Genomic DNA, 17,041 nt, shown 5'->3' on the forward strand with positions numbered 1-17,041 from the left:
AGCCGTGCAGCCGTGCAGCCGTGCAGCCGTGCAGCCGTGCAGCCGTGCAGCCGTGCAGCCGTGCAGCCGTGCAGCCGTGCAGCCGTGCAGCCGTGCAGCCGTGGCGAAAACGCGACGCGCCCCGGAGGAGTTCCGGGGCGCGTCCTGTTCCGGCTCGGTGGCTACGAGGCCTGCCGCTCGGGTCCGTGGTGGATCTCCACACCGCCCGAGTCGCCGAAGGTCAGCCGGCAGGTGTCCGCGCGGTACGTGGCGACGGAGAGCGCGGCGGTGCGGCCGGCGACGAGGAAGCGGGTGGTGACGACGAGGACCGGGGCGCCGGGGAGGCGGTCCAGCTCCTTGGCGTCGTCGGCGCGGGCCGAGCCGAGCTCCACGGAGCGGTCCTGCCCCTCCAGCGCCAGGCGCTGCAGCTCCCGCAGCACGGCACGCGCGCGTGCCGATCCGGACGGCGCGTCGATCGCCGTCAGGTCCGGGACCGAGGACGCCGGGATGTAGAGCAGCTCGGCGGCGACGGGCTGGCCGTGGGAGACACGGGAGCGGCGCACGATGTGCACCGGCTCCTCCGCGCCGGTCTCCAGGGCGGCCGCGACGGCGCCGGGCGGCACCGCGAGGGTGCAGTCGACCGGCTGCCAGGCGTCCTCGGGGGCACCCGGCCAGGCGTGCTCGTCGGTGCCGACGGCCACGCCCATGCGCGGGGGCGCCACCGTCGTACCGACACCGCGGCGGCGCTGGAGGCGACCCTCCAGTTCGAGCTGCTCGAGGGCCTGACGGAGGGTGGCGCGGGCCACGCCGAAGCGGGCGGCGAGGTCGCGCTCGTTGGGCAGGATCTCACCGACCGAGAACTCCGAGTCGAGTGCCTCACTGAGCACGGTCTTGAGATGCCAGTACTTCGGTTCCGGCACCGATTCCAGCTGCGTGGTCCCCACCCTGTCCTCCGCAATCGCCGTGGTCCGGCGGCGTTTTAGCGCCCTTGTTTATTAAAGGTTGTTGTACTTATCTGCGACCATAAGGCGGCGCACACCCTTGGTCAAGACCAATCCTCGATCCCATGGGCAGCGCATAGAAAGCGGTGCCATGCAGCGTTCACGGGGCGTTCGCACGGGTGCGTTTTCGTGACATTGCGGCAAAGCTCCCGTCGTACGACGGGCGCCGTGGGGCGGCCGGGGCCGGAGGGGCGCGAGGGGTCCGCCGTTGGTCCCACGGATGATGCGGACGGTCCCGTGGGTCCGGAGGGGACCGTCGGCGGCGCCGATCACGGCCTCGCGCCATCCGACACGTTTCCCCGCCTCCGGTCGGAATCACCCCGTCCGCCGCGCGCTCGGCCCAGAATGATCCGCGGACCGCTGTTGGCCGGCGGCCCCGCAGGCCGTGGACATGCGGCCGCCGGTGTGGCTGACGCCCACGCGGCGCTTCGGGCACCCCGATGTCAACCCGGAGCCGTGCAGGGTGCGTTGGGTGACACTGCCCGCCGCCGGGGCGCGACACACCGACCGGGGACTACCCGCCAGTAGCAATTGCTGACAAGCTGTCTACGACGTCAGCCGATGTCCCAGACGAGGAGCCTCCATGTCCGCCACCGTCTCGCTCGAAGTCCCGGCCGCGCAGGGCCTGCAGGACGTGACCGTCTCCTACGCGCGCGTGGGCCGCGGTGAGCCGCTGGTCCTGATCCACGGCATAGGGCATCACCGGCAGGCCTGGGACCCGGTGGTGGACATCCTCGCGACCGAGCGGGACGTGATCGCCGTGGACCTGCCCGGCTTCGGCGCGTCCCCCGGGCTTCCCGCGGGTCTCACCTACGACCTGCCCACGACCAACGCCGTGCTCGCCGCCCTGTTCGAGACGCTGGAGCTGGACCGGCCGCATGTGGCCGGCAACTCGCTCGGCGGGCTGCTGGCCCTGGAGCTGGGCCGCGAGAAGCTCGTACGGTCCGTCACCGCCCTCTCCCCCGCCGGATTCTGGTCGCAGGCCGAGCGGCGCTACGCCTTCGGTGTGCTCATCGCCATGCGGCGGATCGCGGAGCGGCTGCCGCTCCCGCTGGTCGAGCGGCTGTCCCGGACGGCCGCCGGGCGGACGGCTCTGACCAGCACCATCTACGCCCGCCCGGCGCGCCGTTCACCCGAGGCCGTGGTCGCCGAGACGCTCGCGCTCGCGCGGGCCACCGGGTTCGCCGAGACCCTGCGGGCGGGCTCCGCCGTCCAGTTCACCGACGACGTGCCCGGCATCCCGGTCACCGTGGGCTGGGGCACCCGGGACATGCTGCTGGTGCGCCGTCAGGGGGTCCGGGCCAAGCAGATCATCCCCAAGGCCCGCCTGGTCCGGCTGCCCGGCTGCGGCCACTGCCCGATGAACGACGACCCGGCGCTGGTCGCACGGGTCATCCTGGACGGCAGCCGCTGAGCGTCGCCCGAGACGGGGTGGGGCGTCGGCGGTCACCGGCCGACGCCCCGTCCCGGACCGGTCTCCGGCAACCGCTGACCGGCGGCTGCCGCGGCGCGACGCACGGACACCCACCACACTGCGGCCGACACGGCACAGCACACCGACCCCTGCCACACTGTGGCCGACACGACGCAGCGCACCGGCCCCCGCCGCACTGCGGCCGATGCGCGGCAGCGTCCCGGAGCCCAGGGCGACCCCCATGCCCACCAGGGCGCCGCCCACGGCCTGGGCGGGGCCGTAGACGCCCGCTCCGACGAGTGGGGCGGTGGCGACGGCGGCGAGCGGGACGAGGCCCGTGAGGAGCGTCGCGCGCTCCGTGCCGATCCGCTGCACGCCCATGTACCAGCAGACGAAACCGACGACGGTGACGACCGCCGCCTGCCACAGCAGCGCGGCCGTCTCCGTGGCGTCGGGCCGGCGCAGCCACGCCCCGCCGTCGAGCACGGTCCCGGCCACCGCCGCCTCGGCCGCGGCGACGGCACACACCGTGGCGGTCAGCAGCCGTGGCCCCAGCGCCCGCAGCACCGGCCCCGCGAGCACCGCGAACCCGACCTCGCCGGCCAGCGCGCACACCGAGAAGGCGATGCCGCTCGCGTCGGTACGCCCCCAGCCCTGGACGGCGAAGGCACCGACGGCTACCAGCAACGCCCCCTGGATGACCCGGCGTCGGGGCCCGCGCCCGTCGAGGAGCGGGACCAGGACCGCGACCACCACCGGAGCGCAGCCCACGAAGACACCGGGAACCGCCGGTTCCGCGGTGCGTTCGGCGGCGAGGATCGCCAGATTGAAGCCGACCATCCCGACGGCCGCGAGCAGGGCCAGCCGCAGCCACCCGCGTGGCCCGAGCCCCCGCAGCCGCCCCAGGACGCCCGGGCCGACGAACGGCACGAGGAGCAGACAGGCGAGCCCGTAGCGCAGGAACTGGCCGCCCGCGTAGGGGTAGCGGCCCAGCACGCTGTTGGCGGTGAAGGAGGCCCCGACGAGCACATAGGCGAACGCCGTCAGGAGGGCGCCGCGTGTGGTGGTCGCGTTCATGAGGACGACGCTAGGAACACCGGCGGCCCGGATTAAGGTCCACTTCCATGACGTCATCGGGGACCAATCCGGACGGCCTGCCGGGTTCCGCCGCCTGGGAGCTGTTGCTGCCGGCCGCGTCGGCACCGGCACGCGCGCGTGGCCGTTTCCTCCAGGCGGCCCTGCGCGAGGCGGTCCGTACGGGGCGGCTCGCGCCCGGTACCCGGCTGCCGTCGAGCCGGGAGCTGGCCAAGGATCTCGGCGTGTCGCGCGGGCTGGTCACCGAGGCGTACGAACAGCTGACGGCGGAGGGCTACCTGCGCAGCGGCCGGGGTGCGGGGACCTGGGTGGGCGGTGCCGTACGGGCGGCGTCGGCACGCGCGCGTGATCTGGCGCCGCGCCCGCCGGGGGTGCGGGTGGACTTCGTACCGGGGTCACCGGATCTGGCTCTGTTCCCGCGCGCCGCCTGGGCCGCCGCACAGCGCGAGGTGCTGGCGGAGCTCCCGCACCGCGACCTCGGCTACCCGGACCCGCGCGGGCTGCCCCGGCTGCGCTCGGCCCTCGCCGAACTGCTCGCCCGGCGCCGGGGCGTGGTCGCCGACCCGGAGCGGATCACGGTCGTCTCCGGGGTGGCGCAGGCGGCCGCGCTGCTCGGATCCGTGCTGCACGCGCGCGGGGTGCGCGAGATCGGCGTGGAGGACCCCGGCAGCCCCCAGCACGACGGCCTGTACGCGGCGGCCGGGATCCGCACCGTACCGCTGCCCCTGGACACCGAGGGCCTGGCCCTCGGCCCGCTCCGCGACTCGGGGGTACGCGCGGTGGTGACGACGCCCGCCCACCAGTACCCGACCGGGATCGCCTACTCCGCGGAACGCCGGACGCGGCTGCTGGACTGGGCCCGTTCGGTGGACGGCCTGCTGCTGGAGGACGACTACGACGGCGACTTCCGCTACGACCGCGCCCCGGTCGGCGCGCTCCAGGGTCTCGACCCGGAACGCGTCGCCTACATGGGATCGGTCAGCAAGTCCCTCGCCCCCGGGCTGCGGCTCGGCTGGCTGCTGGTGCCGGAGTTCCTGGCGTACGACGTCGTCGACCGCAAGCGGACCACGGACCTGGGGCATCCCTCCCTCGACCAGGCGGTGTTCGCCCGGTTCCTGGAGCGCGGCGACTACGACCGTCAGCTGCGCCGCTGTCAGCGCGCCTACCGGGAACGCCGGGACGCCTTGGTGGCCGCGCTGGCCGAGCACTTCCCGCACGCGCGCGTGTCGGGGATCGCGGCGGGGCTGCACGCGATCGCCGAACTCCCCGAGTCCTGCGGGCCGGAGAGCCGTTTCGTGGCGCGGGTGGCGGCCGCCGGGGTCGCGGTGCGCCCGCTGGGCGCGTGCACGCGCACGCGGGCCGAGGACTCCGTCGTACGGCTGGTGCTGGGGTACGCGCAGCTGCCGCCGGCGCGGATCCGGGAGGGGGTACGGGTGATGGCTCAGGCACTCGACGGGTGACCGTCCGGAGCCGGGCAGTTGTTCACTTGTGGTTTCCGTGAGCGCTGCGGCGCACCAGTAGTTGTGGCTGTGCACAACTGGCCGGATCTCGTTCTGGAGGCCCTTCATGTCCCTTTCGCTCCCCGGCCGCCGCAGCGTGCTGCGCGGCTCCCTCGCCGCGTCGGCGGCCCTGACCCTGCCCACGGCACTCGGTGCGGCCCCGGCGTTCGCGCTCTCCGGACGGCCCCGGGCGGACTGGGGTGTGCAGGCGGGCGACGTGACCGCCGACTCCGGCCTGGTGTGGGTCCGTTCGGACCGTCCGGCCCGGATGATCGTGGAGACCTCGGCCACCGAGTCGTTCCGCAACCCGCGCAGATGGCACGGCCCGCTGCTCGGCGCGGACAGCGACTTCACCGGCACCACGCGGCTGCACGGGCTGCCGTCCGGCGAGCAGATCCACTACCGCGTGCTGCTCGCCGACCCCGACGACCCGCGCCGCACCGGCGAGCCGGTCACCGGCACCTTCCGCACCGCGTCCGCCCGTCGGCGCCAGGGCGTGAAGTTCCTGTGGTCCGGCGACCTGGCCGGGCAGGGCTGGGGCATCAACGAGTCCATCGGCGGCTACCGCATCTTCGACGCGATGGCGAAGCTGGACCCGGACTTCTTCCTGTGCAGCGGTGACAACATCTACGCCGACGGCGTGATCACGGCGACCCAGGCGCTGCCCGACGGCGGCCTGTACCGCAATGTCACCAGCGAGGCGAAGTCGCACGTCGCGGTCACCCTGGACGACTTCCGCGGCAACTTCCGCTACAACCTGCTGGACGAGGCGCTGCGCCGGTTCAACGCCCAGGTGCCGAACGTCATCCAGTGGGACGACCACGAGGTCCGCAACAACTGGTACCCGGGCGAGGTCATCGGCACCGGTACCCCCTACCCGGCCGGCACCAGGCTGGACGACATGGCGGTGCGCTCCCGGCGGGCGTTCTCGGAGTACTTCCCCATCTCCACGATCAGCGGCCGCCCGGACGGCCGGATCTACCGCGTCCACCACCACGGCCCGCTCCTCGACGTGTTCGTGCTGGACATGCGGACCTACCGCAACGCGAACTCGCCCGACAACCAGACGACCGACCCGCAGGGCATCCTCGGCGCCGAGCAGCTGGAGTGGCTCAAGCGCGAGCTGTCCCGGTCGCGGGCGGTGTGGAAGGTCATCGCCGCGGACATGCCGCTCGGCCTGGTGGTACCCGACCCGGTCGAGGGCCTGGCGAACTTCGAGGCCGTCGCCCAGGGCGACCCGGGCGCGCCGCTCGGCCGCGAGCTGCAGATCGCCGAACTGCTCCGGTACATCAAGCACCGCAGGATCACCGGCACGGTGTGGCTGACGGCGGACGTCCACCACACCTCGGCCCAGCACTACGACCCGTCGCGGGCCGCGTTCAAGGACTTCGCGCCGTTCTGGGAGTTCGTCTCGGGCCCGCTCAACGCCGGTGCCTTCCCGGCCAGCGCGCTGGACGGCACGTTCGGCCCCGACCGGGTGTTCGTCAAGGCGCCGACCGCCTCGAACGTGTCTCCCGCGGAGGGCTACCAGTTCTTCGGCGAGGTCGACATCGACGGCCACAGCGGTGAGCTGACGGTCCGTCTGCGCGAGTACGACGGCACCGTGCTGTTCACCCGGACCCTGCAGCCGGGCCGGGTCGGCCAGTAACTCCCGTACGCTTTTCGCAGGGCCGCGCACCGGCGTCATCCCCCGGTGCGGGGCCCTGCCGCACTCCCCGGCACGGGTCCCGCCACATCGTCGGCACGCTCCGAGCCACATTCCCCGCGCGGGCCCCGCCGCAGCCCCGAACTCCCCCACCCACAGGGTGTTTTCGCAGGTCAGAGCCGATTGTCAGTGGTCGCCTCTACGGTTTTTCCATGACGCGATCTGCACAGGCCGTGGCCTATCGCCAACCCTCCGTGCTGCGCTCCGCCGCCGACGGACGCCAGCTCGGACTGGAGACCTCCCGGGGTGCGACACCCACCGGGGTCGAGGACCATCCGCGGTTCTTCACGGGCTTCCTGACCTCGCCTCAGGTGGCCGCCGCCGGACTGCTCGCGGTGGCCGACGTGGCGGCCGCGCGGTACTACCAGCCGCAGCTGCGCGCCTCGCTGGACCCGGTGGTGACGGGCAACGGCGACCGGCTGCGCTTCGAGTCCTTCTCCGGCTGCGGCGGGGTGTACGCCCGGCTGGACGTCCTCGGCCCGGGCCTGGACGGCGGCGAGGTGGGCCACGGCACGACGAACGTCGACGTCAACAACCCGCTGCGGGAGGCCCTTTCCCGGCTCGGCACCGACGATCCGCTGCATCTGCGCGTCGGCCCGGAGGAGTTGGCGGTGACCACGCTCGACGGTCCCGTGGTGGAGAAGAAGGTCCCGCTGCCGGACCGCTGGCTGCGCGGCTTCGCGGAGGCGCAGGTCATAGCGGCCGGGTTCGATCTGCGGGCCGAGCTGCCGGCCGACGAGGCGGTGCGGTTCCTGCGCTCGCTTCCCCGCGCCGGCACGGCCCGCCGGGGCTCGGCCGGGCCCCGCTGGGTGGTGCCGGCGGGCCGGGGGCTGCGGCCGACGACCCGCCCGGTGCCGGGCGCGGTGTGCCTGCCGGGACCGGAGCGGCTGGCCGCGCTCCAGCGGGTGCTGCGCCATGCGACGGCGTTGCGGGTCTACGGCCCGCAGGGCGCCCTCGCGGTCTCCGGGACGGCCGCCGCCTGGGAGGTCGTGCTGCCGGGCATGCGGCTGACGCTGACCCTGTCGCCCGACGCGGCCCGCGGGTTCTCCGGCGAGGGCGGGGTGCTGGACGCGCTCGCCACCGACGCGGCCGCCGAGGACGCGGAGCTGATCGCGGTGCTGCTGGCCTGGGAGCCCCGGGTCGACGTGGCCGACCTGGCCGCCTCGGCCGGGCTCACCCCGGAGCGGGTCCGCGCGGCCCTGATCCGCCTCGGCACCTCGGGACGCGTCGGATACGACACGGCGGAGGCCGCCTACTTCCACCGCGAGCTGCCGTACGACGCGGGCCGCGTCGAGCGGCACAACCCCCGGCTGCGCTCGGCCCGGGCGCTGGTGGCCGCGGGCGCGGTGACCGTCGACGGCGCTGTCGGCACGGTGACGGCCGAGGACGGTCATGTGCACCGGGTGCGGGATGCCGCGGGGGTGCTGAGCTGCAGCTGTCTGTGGTGGGCGAAGTACCGGGGCGGGCGCGGGCCGTGCAAGCACGCGCTGGCGGTGCGGATGGTGCGGCGCGGTGCAGGGGTGGAGCAGGACATGGCGGAGATCGACGGGGGTACGCGATGAGTGCGGTGCTGGAAGCGGTGCGGATGGGGCGCGCGGGCGAGACGGAGGTCCTGCTGAGGAGCACGCCGGATACCGAACGGCGGGCGCTGCTGCCGGAGTTGAAGAGGCTGCGCAAGGAGGTGCGGGCCCTGCCGTGGGAGCAGCGGAACCGGCTTGAGCGCATGTATCCGGCGCTTCAGGTGGCCGGGGCGATGTGTCACTCGGGGGCGGCGGCTGCCGCGACCTGGATCGCCGGAGCGGACATGCGCTGGCGGCAGGCGCCGACGGAGACGCTGCTGCGGGCGCTGGCCGACCGGGACACCGGCTGGCAGGCCGATGTGGCGCGCCGCCTCGCCGCCCGGCCGGTCTCCGCGGACGTGCCCTTCCCGCTGATGGCCGGGCTGGTGCGCCGCTCGGGGTGCGAGGTGCCGATGACGGACGCCTATGTGGTCGGCTGGGTCCGGCACATCGGCCATGGCTGGGGGCGCGTCCCCCTGATCGACCGGCTGCGGGCCGAGCCGGACCTCGCGCCGCTGGTGAACGGCCTGTTCGAGTTCTCCGATCTGAGCGAGGTCCGCTGGCTGTTCGGCGACGGTCCCGGTTCCTGGCAGAGCGCGATCGCCGAGCTCACCCGCACGGGTGAACTGGACCGCGGGGCCGTGGCCGACGCCTGTGTCGCCCGGCTGCTGCGCGGCGGCGGCCCGACCGACCACCGGATCTTCCTGCCGGTGCTGGTCCAGCTCGCCCTCACCCGGGAGGAGGAGCGCGAGCGGGTCACCGACTGGACGGCTCTGGCCCGGGACGCCGTCTCCCCCGTCGCCGCCCACGCCCAGGCGGTCCTCGCCGCCCTGGCGCTCGACGGCGGGCTCACCGCGCGGCAGCTGGCCGAGGCCTCCGAAGGGCTGCTGTTCCGCACCGAGAAGAAGCTGGTGCGCGCCCAGCTGGTGCTGCTGGGCAAGGCGCTCGCCCGTGAGCCTGCCTCGGCGGCACAGCTGCTGCCGGCCGTGGCCCAGGCGTTCGGGCACGGGGACACCCAGGTGCAGGAACGGGCGCTGAAGCTGGTGGAGCGGCACGCGCAGAGGCTCGACGACCCGGCGGCCTGGTCCGACATCGCCGGCGCGGCCGGGCAGCTGAGTCCCGTCCTGCGTACCCGGGCGGCCGATGCCCTGGGGATCGCGGCCGTAGCGGCACCCGAGGAGTACGAGGAGGTGCTGCCGCCGGCGCCGGAGCCGTTCCGGCTCGCTCCGGCGCCGGATTCGGCGGTGGAACTCGCCGAGGAGGTCGGCGCCCTGCTGGCGGCCGACGGGGACGTGGCCGCGTTCGAGCGGGCGCTGGACGGGCTGACCCGGCACGCCCACCGCGACCAGGACGCGCTGCGGGCGGCGCTCGAACCGGTGGCCGCCACCCGCTGGTGGCGGCAGCCCGACGCCCGCCGCTGGTGGCACACCGACGAGTACTTCGGCAACACCCGCTACGGCCTCCTCGGCGCCCGGGACGGCCTGGAGCTGCTGCTGGCCACGCTGTTCGGGGTGGTCGGCACGGACACCCTGTTCGCCGCCCAGCAGCGCGGCCCGGCCGACCACGAGTGCGCACACACCGGGTTCTCCCGGGTGTTCGACGTCCGGCTGCGCGAACTGGCGTACCGGATACGGACGGATCCGCAGCCGCTGCTGCTGGCCACACCGTCGTGGAGCACGGGGCTTGTGGAACCGGGCGCGCTGGTCGACCGGCTCGCGGTCTACGGCCGGCTGGGCGCCCGGGTCGGCGCCGCCGACTTCGCGCAGGCGCTGCTGCGGGTACGCCGCGAGGACCGTGCGGCGGCCCTGGCGGCGGCCGAGCGGGCGTCGGCACTCGGCACGCCGGAGGGCGAGCGGCTCGCGCGCCGGCTCTCCGCCGGGGGACCCGCCCTGCCCGCGGCTCACCACCGGACCTCGGGGGTGCGGATCCTGGTCGAGTCGGGTGAAGTCCCCGAACTCCAGGCGGACTTCCCGGAGGCGTTCCGGCGGCTGGGCCGGCCGGTCACGGCCGGCGACGAGCGGCGGTACTGCCACCACTGGGGCCAGGAGAACCACCAGCACTGGCTGGCCATGCTCCCCGAGCAGCGCGAGCTGGTCGCCGTGCGGCTGGTGCACGATCTGTCCCAGGCCGCCGTGGACGACCAGCGGGGCATCGCCGCCGCCCTTCCGCTGCTCGCCGAGTCCGGCGGCACCGCCGGCGAGAGCACCCGGCTGTGCGTCGCCTACGGGCTGGGCGCCCGGCATCCGGAGGACCGGCTCGCCGCGGTGGACGCACTGCTGGTGCTGGCCGCGCGCGGGCAGCTCGACGCGGAGCGGCTGGGCGCCGACCTGGGCCAGTTGGTCCGGCGCGGTGCGGTGAAGCCGCTGCGGCTGGCCGAGTCGGCGCGGACGGCCGCGGCCACCGGTGCCAACACGACGATATGGGAGATGCTCCGGCACGCCCTTCCCATGCTGCTCGCCGACCTCGCGACGGCGGGCGCGGGCACTCCGGGGCCGGCCCGTGGGCTCGGGGAGCTGCTCTCGGTCGCCGCCGAGTGCGCCGAGCGGTCCGGGGCCCGCGGTGCGCTGCCCCATCTCTCCCAGGCGGCGGCCCGGCGCGGCTCGTCCCGTCTGGTGGTCCAGGCCCGTCGACTGCGGGACGCGCTGGGCGAGAAGGTGGCCGCATGACAGAGGTCAGAACCGGTCATTTCAGATAGCTCGGCAACAGTAAAACTGACACAAAAACAACATAAGCACGCTTTACCCGTCGGTCACAGAGCGTTCGTGATCACGCAACACCCTTCCTTCACAGTGGTTGCATGAATCGAGACATGTCTGATGTGAGGCGCACGCGGGACGGACGCCCCGTGCACCACTGGCGACGGGACGTCGTCGAACTCGCCGCCCTGTTCACGGCCGTCGCGGCGGCGGACGGGGTGGCGAACCTGATCGGGCACGGCCCCGACGGTCCGGCCCTGCTGGTGATCTCGGCGCTGGTGCTGGCGGCGACGGCAGGCTTCCACGTCTGGTGGGCGAGGCGCCCAGGTCACGCACCTCCGGTGACCGACAGCGATACCGGCGCCCGGCCGACCGTCACCAAGACGCGGCAGGCCGGGACCGGTACGCAGGCCCCGGCGGCCCAAGGCGTGGACAGCACGCTGTGGCGGATGCGGACGACCGTGCGGGACGAGCCCGGCTCGCTGGCGGCGCTGTGCAGCGCGCTCGCCGGGCACGCGGTCGACATCCTGAACCTGCAGACGCACCCGCTGGCCGACGGCACGGTGGACGAGTTCCTGCTGCGGGCCCCGGGCCTGCTGACGGCCGGCGAGATCACCCGGGCGGTCGCGCTGGCCGGGGGCACGGACACCTGGATCGAGCGGGCCGACGCGCACGATCTGGTGGACGCCCCGACCCGGGTCCTGAGCCTGGCGACCCGAACCGCACTGGACGCGGCGGAACTTCCGCTGGCCCTCCGGCAGTTGTTGGGGAGGTGCACGATCCGCTCACTCCCCGCCCATCCGGTCGGCGGGGCCCGGAGCCCCGAGACGGTTCCCGTCGAAGGGGCGCTGGAGGACACCGTGATGCGGCTGCGCGCACCGGAGGGTGGAGTGATCACCGTGGAGCGGCCGTATCTGCCGTTCACGCCGACCGAGTTCGCGCGGGCGCGGGCGTTGGTGGAGCTGGACGCCCGGCTCGGGCCGCGCATCCCGCGCAGTCAGGACGTGCTCACCCTGCCCGAGGGCAGGGAGATCACCGTCCGCCGGGCCGACACCGGTGACGTGGAGGCCGCGAAGGCGATGCACGAGCGCTGCTCGGCACGGACTCTCGGGCTGCGCTACCACGGTCCGGTCGGGGACGCGGACCGCTATCTGAACCACCTGCTCAGCCCCCGCTTCGGCCGGACCCTTGCCGTGCAGACCGCGTCGGGCCGGATCGTCGGCCTCGGGCATCTGCTGTGGGACGGGGACGAGACGGAGGTCGCGCTGCTCGTCGAGGACGACTGGCAGCGGCGCGGGATCGGCAGCGAGCTGCTGGGCCGGCTGGTGAGGTTGGCCGTCGAGGCGGGCTGCGAGAGCGTGTACGCGGTGACGCAGGCGTCCAACACGGGGATGGTGGCGGCGATGCGGGGGCTGGGGTTGCCGTTGGACTATCAGATCGAGGAGGGGACGCTGGTGATCACGGCGCGGCTGGCGGCGGTGCCGGCGGAGCCGGGGGGTGCCGTGGCTGCCATGGGGTGGCATTCCGGTGCGGGTGAGATGGGGAAGTCCGAAGCGCCGTAGGGCTCAGGGCCGTCGCACGACTGCGGGTGCGTGGGGGCTGGTCGCGCCCACGCGGCGGCAGCCGCACATGCATGCAGCCCCGCGCCCCCTTCGGGGCGCTCAGATGTCCCCCAGTGCCCAGTCCAGGTCGGCCCACAGATCGTCCACGTCCTCCAGCCCCACCGACAGCCGCAGCAGGCGGTCGCTGACCCCGGCGCTTCTGCGGTCCCCCTCGTCCACGACGCGGTGGCTGATGGAGGCCGGGTGCTGGATGAGGGTGTCGACGCTGCCGAGGCTGACGGCCGGGGTGATCAGCCGTACCCGGGAGACGGCTTCGTGGGGATCGCCGTACACCTCGAAGGCGATCATCGCGCCGCCCAGCCGCGGGTAGTGGACGCGGGCGACGCGTGGGTCGCCGGTGAGGCGGTGTGCCAGTTCGGCGGCGGTGACGGAGGCGGCGCGGACCCGTACCGGGAGCGTGGACAGGCCGCGCAGCAGCAGATAGCCGGCCAGCGGGTGCAGTACGCCCCCGGTCGCGAAACGTATCTTCCTGAGCTGCCCGGCGAGTTCCTCGTCGCAGGCGACCACCCCGGCCAGCACGTCGCCGTGGCCGCCGAGGTACTTGGTGGCGCTGTGCAGCACCAGCCGGGCGCCGTGTTCGGCGGGGCGCTGGAGCACGGGGGTGGCGAAGGTGTTGTCGGCGAGCAGCGGGACCGTGCCGCAGGCGTGGGCGACGGCCCGCAGGTCGAGTTCGGCGAGGGTCGGGTTGGCCGGGGATTCGACCAGCACCAGGCCGGTGTCGGGGCGCAGCGCGTCGGTGATGCCGGCCGGGTCGGTCCAGGTGACCTCGGTGCCGAGGAGACCGGCGGTGAGCAGGTGGTCGCTGCACCCGTACAGGGGCCGTACGGCGACGACATGGCGCAGGCCGGCCGCCGCGCGGGCGAGCAGCACGGCGCTCAGCGCGGCCATGCCGCTGGCGAAGGCGACGGCCGACTCGGTGCCCTCCAGGCGGGCCAGGGCGGTCTCGAAGCGGGCGACCGTCGGGTTGCCGAGGCGCCCGTAGACCGGCGGGCCCGCCGGGTCCGCGCCGTCGGCGGCGAAGGCGTCGATGCGGGCGGCCTCGGCGCGGCTGTCGTAGGACGGGTAGGTGGTGGAGAGATCGATCGGCGGGGCGTGCAGGCCCTGGCGGGCGAGGTCGTCACGGCCGGCGTGCACGGCCTCGGTGGCCAGGGCGCGCGCGGCGCCGGCCCCTCGCGTCGCGCCGTCGCGGAGGTGCACCGAGTCGTCGTAGGCGCTCACCGAGTCGTCGTAGGTGCTTGTCGAGTCCATGGCCGAAGGGTGAACATCGAGCGGGGTACGGGGAGCGAACACCGTGTTACGTTCGCCGTATGGCCGAATCTGTCGTACTGGATCCGGTCGATCTGCATCTGCTGCGGCTGCTGCAGAACGACGCCCGGACCACCTACCGCGATCTCGCCGCCCGGGTGGGCGTGGCGCCGTCGACCTGTCTGGACCGGGTGACCCGGCTGCGGCGCTCCGGAGTGATCCTCGGGCATCGGCTGGAGCTCGATCCGGCCAAGCTCGGGCGCGGTCTCGAGGCGTTGCTGTCGGTGCAGGTGAGGCCGCACCGGCGGGAGTTGGTGGGGCCGTTCGTGGAGCGGATCAGGGCGCTGCCGGAGTCGCGGACGGTGTTCCATCTGACCGGTCCCGACGACTACCTCGTGCATGTGGCCGTGGCCGACATGGCGGACCTCCAGCGGCTGGTCCTGGACGAGTTCACGTCCCAGCGCGAAGTGGCCCGGGTGGAGACCCGCCTGATCTTCCAGCAGTGGGAGTGCGGACCGCTGCTCCCGCCTACGCCGTCGGCTCAAACCCAGTGACGTCCGGCGGCCCGTCGTACGAGGATGGACCGCATGTCACAGACCAACAGCCCGCTGCCCCGTCAGGTCGCCGACACCTTCGTCGACGAACTCATCGCCCTCGATCCGATCACCGGTACGTTCCTCGGCGTCAAAGAGAGTTCGAGCCGGCTGCCCGACACCTCGCCGGCCGGCGGCGAGGCGCTCGCCCGGCTCCAGCGTGACACGCTCGCCCGGCTCGACGAAGCCGAACGGCAGCCCGGCGCGGACAGTGACATCGAGCGTCGCTGCGCACGTCTGCTGCGCGAGCGGCTCACCGCCTCCCTCGCCGTGCACGAGGCGGACGAGAGCCTGCGTTCCGTCAGCAACCTGAGCTCGGCCGCGCACGCGGTACGCCAGGTGTTCACCGTGACGCCCATGGCCACCGAGGAGGACTGGGCGGCGGTCGCCGAGCGGCTGCGCGCGGTGCCGGCCGCGCTGGAGGGCTACCGGCAGTCCCTGGAACTCGGTCTGGAGCGGAAGCTGCACGCGGGTCCGCGTGCCACCGCCACCTTCGTCGGACAGCTCGGCGAATGGGCCGACACGGGTGACGGCCGGGGCTGGTTCGAGCAGTTCGCGGCGTCCGGGCCCCAGGCGCTGCGCGCCGAGCTGGACGAAGCGGCCCGCTCCGCCACCCAGGGTGCGGTGGCGCTGCACGACTGGATGCGGGACGTGTACGCGCCGGCGATCGAGGGGGCGCCGGACGTGGTGGGCCGCGAGCGGTACGCCCGCTGGGTGCGCTACTTCAACGGCACCGACCTCGATCTGGACGAGGCGTACGCGTACGGCTGGTCCGAATACCACCGGCTGCTCGGCGAGATGAAGACCGAGGCCGAGAAGATCCTGCCCGGCGCGGCCACGCCGTGGGTGGCGCTGGCGCACCTGGACGAGCACGGCACCCACATCGAGGGCGTCGACGAGGTCCAGCGCTGGCTGCAGTCCGTGATGGACGAGGCCATCGAGAAGCTGGACGGCACCCACTTCGACCTGGCCGAGCGGGTCCGCCGCGTCGAGTCCCGGATCGCTCCCCCCGGCAGCGCGGCGGCGCCCTACTACACGCCGCCGTCGGACGACTTCTCGCGCCCGGGCTGCACCTGGCTGCCGACCATGGGCCAGACCCGCTTCCCGGTCTACGACCTGGTCTCGACCTGGTACCACGAGGGCGTGCCCGGCCACCACCTCCAGCTGGCGCAGTGGAAGCACGTCGCCGAGAACCTCTCCCGCTACCAGGCCAGCGTGGGCATGGTCAGCGCCAACGCCGAGGGCTGGGCGCTGTACGCGGAGCGGCTGATGGACGAGCTGGGCTTCCTCCCCGATCCGGAGCGCCGGCTCGGTTACCTGGACGCACAGATGATGCGCGCCGCGCGGGTCATCATCGACATCGGCATGCACCTGGAGCTGACGATCCCGGACGACTCCCCCTTCCACCCCGGGGAGCGCTGGACGCCGGAGCTGGCGCAGGAGTTCTTCGGCGCGCACAGCAGCCGCCCGGCGGACTTCGTGGAGAGCGAGCTGACCCGCTATCTGTCCATGCCGGGCCAGGCCATCGGCTACAAGCTGGGCGAGCGGGCCTGGCTGCTGGGCCGGGAGCAGGCCCGGGAGCGGCGCGGCGACGGCTTCGACCTCAAGGCCTGGCACATGGCGGCCCTGTCCCAGGGCTCGCTGGGCCTGGACGACCTGGTGGACGAGCTGTCGCAGCTCTGACGGCAGCCTGAGGAGCGGCCACCCCGATCCAGGCGCCCACCAGTGGTAGGCGCCCGGCGGCGGCCGCTGCCGGGTCGCCGCGGTCTGCCGTTCGGGGGTGCTCCGGTGGCGGCGGCCGGTGGCAGGAGGCTTGCTGGTGCCGGGGGCCACCGGACAGGAAGCGAGCCGCGCATGCAGACCTCCACGCCCCCACGGCGGGAGCCGTTGCAGACCCCACGCGCCGCCGGCGTGGCCGGGATCGTGTTCGCACTGCTGCTCGCCGCCGCCATCGTGCTCATCCGGCTCGGCATCCCCCAGGGCGCCGACGCGGTCTCCACCCAGCAGCCGGATCCCACCCGGCGCAGCGCCGTCCACGCGGCCCTCCTGCTGGTGCCGTTCGCCGGCATCTTCTTCCTGTGGTTCGTCGGTGCCGTCCGCTCGCACGTCGGCGAGGCCGAGGACCGGTTCGTGGCCACCGTGTACCTCGGCAGCGCCGTGGTCTTCACGGCCACCATGTTCGCCGCCGCCGCGGTGGCCTCGGCCGTGCTGGCCACCGCCCATCCGGCGGGTACCTCCCCCTCCCGGCCCACCTGGGACTTCGGCCAGCACCTCGCCTACACGCTGATGATCGAGTACGCGATGCGGATGGCGGCCGTCTTCGTCTGTTCCACGTCGGTGATCGGGCACCGCCTGGGCATCCTGCCCCGCTGGCTGACGCTGCTGGGCTTCCTCACCGCACTGGTCCTGCTGTTCGTCTCCGCCGCCGTGCCCTGGTCGGAACTGGTGTTCCCGGCCTGGTCCCTGCTGCTCAGTGTGTACATCGTCATGGAGAGCTTTCGCCGCTCCGCCGCGGCCCCGGCGTCCTGAGCGCTCACCCGATCGGAAGTCCCCGGCGCGCGGTGGCACGCACGAGCGCCCATGCTGGCGTGCGGGGAGTTCCCCGCCGTCCGGCACCGGACGGAGGGCTGGCG

Annotated in this window: 11 protein-coding genes and 1 pseudogene; 9 read left to right on the plus strand and 3 right to left on the minus strand. The window is 73.9% G+C overall.

Annotation, left to right across the window (positions count from 1 at the left end; translation table 11 throughout):
• Positions 1 to 161: 161 nt before the first annotated feature.
• Positions 162 to 923 (minus strand): GntR family transcriptional regulator, encoded by a 762-nt coding sequence (locus ACFWXC_RS37265; RefSeq protein ID WP_384485860.1) that lies wholly within the window; start codon positions 921 to 923, stop codon positions 162 to 164.
• Between the two features lie 640 nt (positions 924 to 1,563).
• Here ACFWXC_RS37265 and ACFWXC_RS37270 point away from each other — a divergent pair.
• Positions 1,564 to 2,394, plus strand: a complete 831-nt coding sequence (locus ACFWXC_RS37270) for an alpha/beta fold hydrolase (RefSeq protein WP_384485862.1) — start codon at positions 1,564 to 1,566, stop codon at positions 2,392 to 2,394.
• A gap of 672 nt (positions 2,395 to 3,066) precedes the next feature.
• On the opposite strand, the pseudogene ACFWXC_RS37275 reads toward ACFWXC_RS37270, so the two are convergent.
• Positions 3,067 to 3,528: pseudogene (locus ACFWXC_RS37275) on the minus strand (EamA family transporter); the annotation flags it as partial.
• Between ACFWXC_RS37275 and ACFWXC_RS37280 the strand changes: the two are divergent.
• From ACFWXC_RS37280 to ACFWXC_RS37300, 5 genes are all read left to right on the plus strand, one after another.
• A complete protein-coding gene (locus tag ACFWXC_RS37280) occupies positions 3,519 to 4,949 on the plus strand; it encodes a PLP-dependent aminotransferase family protein (RefSeq protein ID WP_384485864.1) in 1,431 nt (476 codons plus the stop codon). The pseudogene ACFWXC_RS37275 and the gene ACFWXC_RS37280 sit on opposite strands and share 10 nt — an antisense overlap.
• A gap of 106 nt (positions 4,950 to 5,055) precedes the next feature.
• Positions 5,056 to 6,636 (plus strand): alkaline phosphatase D family protein, encoded by a 1,581-nt coding sequence (locus ACFWXC_RS37285; RefSeq protein WP_384485866.1) that lies wholly within the window; start codon positions 5,056 to 5,058, stop codon positions 6,634 to 6,636.
• A 209-nt stretch (positions 6,637 to 6,845) separates the two neighbouring features.
• On the plus strand, positions 6,846 to 8,255 hold the full coding sequence (locus ACFWXC_RS37290; protein WP_384485868.1) for an SWIM zinc finger family protein: 1,410 nt from the start codon (positions 6,846 to 6,848) through the stop codon (positions 8,253 to 8,255).
• Positions 8,252 to 10,918 carry a DUF6493 family protein gene (locus tag ACFWXC_RS37295; protein ID WP_384485870.1) on the plus strand — a complete coding sequence of 889 codons (2,667 nt, stop codon included), beginning with the start codon at positions 8,252 to 8,254 and terminating at the stop codon, positions 10,916 to 10,918. The genes ACFWXC_RS37290 and ACFWXC_RS37295 overlap by 4 nt, the downstream gene beginning before the upstream one ends.
• Before the next feature lie 179 nt (positions 10,919 to 11,097).
• The gene (locus ACFWXC_RS37300) at positions 11,098 to 12,510 is read left to right on the plus strand and encodes a GNAT family N-acetyltransferase (RefSeq protein WP_384485966.1); all 1,413 of its coding nucleotides are present in this window, start codon (positions 11,098 to 11,100) and stop codon (positions 12,508 to 12,510) included.
• A 99-nt stretch (positions 12,511 to 12,609) separates the two neighbouring features.
• On the opposite strand, the gene ACFWXC_RS37305 is transcribed toward ACFWXC_RS37300, so the two are convergent.
• Positions 12,610 to 13,818 (minus strand): trans-sulfuration enzyme family protein, encoded by a 1,209-nt coding sequence (locus tag ACFWXC_RS37305; RefSeq protein WP_384485872.1) that lies wholly within the window; start codon positions 13,816 to 13,818, stop codon positions 12,610 to 12,612.
• Between the two features lie 59 nt (positions 13,819 to 13,877).
• Here ACFWXC_RS37305 and ACFWXC_RS37310 point away from each other — a divergent pair, with 59 nt between their 5' ends.
• The 3 genes from ACFWXC_RS37310 (at position 13,878) to ACFWXC_RS37320 (ending at position 16,937) form a co-directional block, all read left to right on the plus strand.
• Positions 13,878 to 14,369, plus strand: coding sequence for an Lrp/AsnC family transcriptional regulator (locus tag ACFWXC_RS37310; RefSeq protein WP_384485874.1), 492 nt, complete (start codon positions 13,878 to 13,880; stop codon positions 14,367 to 14,369).
• Between the two features lie 33 nt (positions 14,370 to 14,402).
• Entirely contained in the window at positions 14,403 to 16,091 is a 1,689-nt protein-coding gene (locus tag ACFWXC_RS37315; RefSeq protein ID WP_384485876.1) for a DUF885 domain-containing protein, read from the plus strand.
• A gap of 171 nt (positions 16,092 to 16,262) precedes the next feature.
• On the plus strand, positions 16,263 to 16,937 hold the full coding sequence (locus ACFWXC_RS37320) for a hypothetical protein (protein ID WP_384485878.1): 675 nt from the start codon (positions 16,263 to 16,265) through the stop codon (positions 16,935 to 16,937).
• Positions 16,938 to 17,041: the final 104 nt, after the last annotated feature.

It is taken from the genome of Streptomyces sp. NPDC058683, assembly GCF_042716195.1.
Taxonomy (GTDB): domain Bacteria; phylum Actinomycetota; class Actinomycetes; order Streptomycetales; family Streptomycetaceae; genus Streptomyces.

Bases quoted from the DNA above. Each gene is read 5' to 3' on its own strand.
- ACFWXC_RS37280 (WP_384485864.1), top strand. From the start codon at position 3,519: ATGACGTCATCGGGGACCAATCCGGACGGCCTGCCGGGTTCCGCCGCC.
- ACFWXC_RS37320 (WP_384485878.1), top strand. From the start codon at position 16,263: ATGCAGACCTCCACGCCCCCACGGCGGGAGCCGTTGCAGACCCCACGC.
- ACFWXC_RS37310 (WP_384485874.1), top strand. From the start codon at position 13,878: ATGGCCGAATCTGTCGTACTGGATCCGGTCGATCTGCATCTGCTGCGG.
- ACFWXC_RS37315 (WP_384485876.1), top strand. From the start codon at position 14,403: ATGTCACAGACCAACAGCCCGCTGCCCCGTCAGGTCGCCGACACCTTC.
- ACFWXC_RS37305 (WP_384485872.1), bottom strand. From the start codon at position 13,818: ATGGACTCGACAAGCACCTACGACGACTCGGTGAGCGCCTACGACGAC.
- ACFWXC_RS37290 (WP_384485868.1), top strand. From the start codon at position 6,846: ATGACGCGATCTGCACAGGCCGTGGCCTATCGCCAACCCTCCGTGCTG.
- ACFWXC_RS37270 (WP_384485862.1), top strand. From the start codon at position 1,564: ATGTCCGCCACCGTCTCGCTCGAAGTCCCGGCCGCGCAGGGCCTGCAG.
- ACFWXC_RS37285 (WP_384485866.1), top strand. From the start codon at position 5,056: ATGTCCCTTTCGCTCCCCGGCCGCCGCAGCGTGCTGCGCGGCTCCCTC.
- ACFWXC_RS37295 (WP_384485870.1), top strand. From the start codon at position 8,252: ATGAGTGCGGTGCTGGAAGCGGTGCGGATGGGGCGCGCGGGCGAGACG.